General features: G+C 39.0%; 2 protein-coding genes. Both read right to left on the bottom strand.

What is annotated here, in order from left to right; genetic code table 11:
* Nucleotides 1-1,194, bottom strand: a 1,194-nt coding sequence (gene murD / locus ABYD77_RS18895; protein WP_372771637.1) for a UDP-N-acetylmuramoyl-L-alanine--D-glutamate ligase, incomplete at its 3' end; no start/stop codon positions are given.
* Entirely contained in the window at nt 1,195-2,277 is a 1,083-nt protein-coding gene (mraY, locus tag ABYD77_RS18900; protein ID WP_372771638.1) for a phospho-N-acetylmuramoyl-pentapeptide-transferase, read from the bottom strand.
* Nucleotides 2,278-2,386: the final 109 nt, after the last annotated feature.

Raw genomic sequence — 2,386 nt, forward strand, 5'->3', positions numbered from 1 at the left:
AACAGCACATTCATTTGCTAGTTTCACTGCCAGTTCAAGTGATTCAACTTGTTTAGTGTTATCACTTAAAGCGGCTATTTTTGCTCTGTCTTCACCAAATGTAATAAGTTGCTTTACGTAGGTTTCAATTTCGTTTTTTAGTGGGGAAAAATCAGCACCTTTACCCACACCACCTGCGAGTAAAATAATGTTTTTACCATTTGCTAAACTGATTAATGCCGCTTGCGTTGCACCGACATTAGTTGCCTTAGAATCATTAACATAAAGCACTTTATTATGTTCAGCTACTAACTGACAACGATGCGCTAAACCAGAAAATTGATTAAATGCCGCTTTAAAAACGTCTACTGATAAATCTAAATTTTTCAAAAGTGCCATTACGGCTAGAGCATTAAGTTGATTGTGTAAACCAATTACACTGAGTTCGGCTGTCGCTAGCAGGGCTTCACCAAAGGCAGAAAAATTCTGATTGGTTAGTTGGTAATCACCTTGCTGAGCTGAAAAGCTTACTTGCGGTTGATGTGAAGTATGAGTTAACACATCATCATAATTAACCACTGCAAGTTTACTGTGTAAATGAATACGTTGCTTGGCATTTGCATAATCAACAAGACTATCGTAACGATCCATATGATCTTCACTGATATTAAGTACACAACTTGCTTCACATACTAATGAATGAGTAGTCTCTAATTGAAAACTTGATAGCTCCAAGACATAAAACTCAAAATTTTCATCAACAACATCTAAAACTGGAATGCCAATATTGCCAGCCAAGGCAACATTAAATCCAGCTTGTTTTAAGACATCACGTGTAAGCGTTACTACTGACGATTTACCATTAGAGCCTGTCACGGCATATACAGGTTTTGTATTGAGTCTTGCAAAGAGCTCAACATCACCAATGACTTCAACGCCACGCGAAATTGCATCTTGTATATACATATTAGAAAGCGCAATCCCAGGGCTAATCACAATCAACTCTGCATCTTCAAATACAGACTTGGTGAGTTTTCCAAAGTGAAAGCTACTTGCTAGTTGTTTTGCGATATCTTCATTTGGTGGCACTTCTCTGCTATCAACAACACTAAAATCAATATTTTTACGAGCAAAAAAACGCATCGTGCTCAGGCCAGAAACACCTAACCCAAGCACAATAATTTTTTTGTTTTTTAGTTCGTCTAAATAATTCATTTATCTCAACTTTAATGTTGCTAAGCCCGCTAAAACAAGCACTACCGATATAATCCAAAAACGCACAATTACACGCGGCTCAGGCCAACCTTTTAATTCATAATGATGATGAATTGGTGCCATACGGAAAATGCGTTGACCGCGTAGTTTGTAAGAACCCACCTGTAAGATGACCGACAGCGCCTCCATTACAAACACACCGCCCATAATTACTAGTACCAACTCTTGGCGAACTAATACGGCGATAATGCCAAGCGCGCCACCTAAGGCGAGTGAACCCACATCCCCCATAAACACTTGCGCTGGGTAAGTGTTAAACCATAAGAAACCTAAGCCTGCACCAACAATCGCAGTACATAGCACAACTAACTCACTTGCTTCAGGGATATAAGGAATATGAAGATAGTTAGCAAAATTCACATTACTGGTAACATAGGCAATAAATGCAAATGCACCTGCAACTAAAATTGTCGGCACAATAGCAAGGCCATCTAAACCATCGGTTAAGTTAACCGCATTTGATGTGCCAACAATTACAAAGTACGCCATCACTATATAAAACAGACCTAACTGCGGCATAATTTCTTTAAAGAACGGGACAACTAATGATGTTTCTTGCGGAAGTGTTGCGCTATAAAATAAAAATGCCCCTGCCGTTAACGCTATGACTGATTGCCAAAAATACTTCCAACGTGCGATAAGTCCGTCGGTGTTTTTTCTCACAACCTTGCGGTAATCATCAATAAAACCAACAGCACCTAGCGAACCAATCACAAATAAAGTGACTAACACATAACGGTTACTTAAATCTGCCCACAACAATGTACTTGCGAATATAGAGCCTAATATCAGAATACCACCCATAGTTGGCGTACCCGATTTAGATAAATGCGATTCAGGACCATCATCACGAACAGTTTGGCCAATTTGCATTAGTTGTAAGCGGCGAATTAATTTAGGGCCAAAATAAAGCGACAACATAAGTGCTGTTAACACGCCCAAAATTGAACGGAATGTTAAGTACGAAAATACGTTAAAACCAGAGTAAAATTGGGTTAAATATTCAGCCAACCACATTAACATGACTGTTCACCTTTCTTATTATTCAGCTCGTCTACTAATAGTTCCATGCGAGAACTACGCGAACCTTTTATGAGTATTGTTGTGCGCTCGAGAGTATTTGCTAAGTCGA

Origin of the sequence: Pseudoalteromonas sp. (assembly GCF_041629635.1) — a bacterium.
Lineage (GTDB): Bacteria > Pseudomonadota > Gammaproteobacteria > Enterobacterales > Alteromonadaceae > Pseudoalteromonas.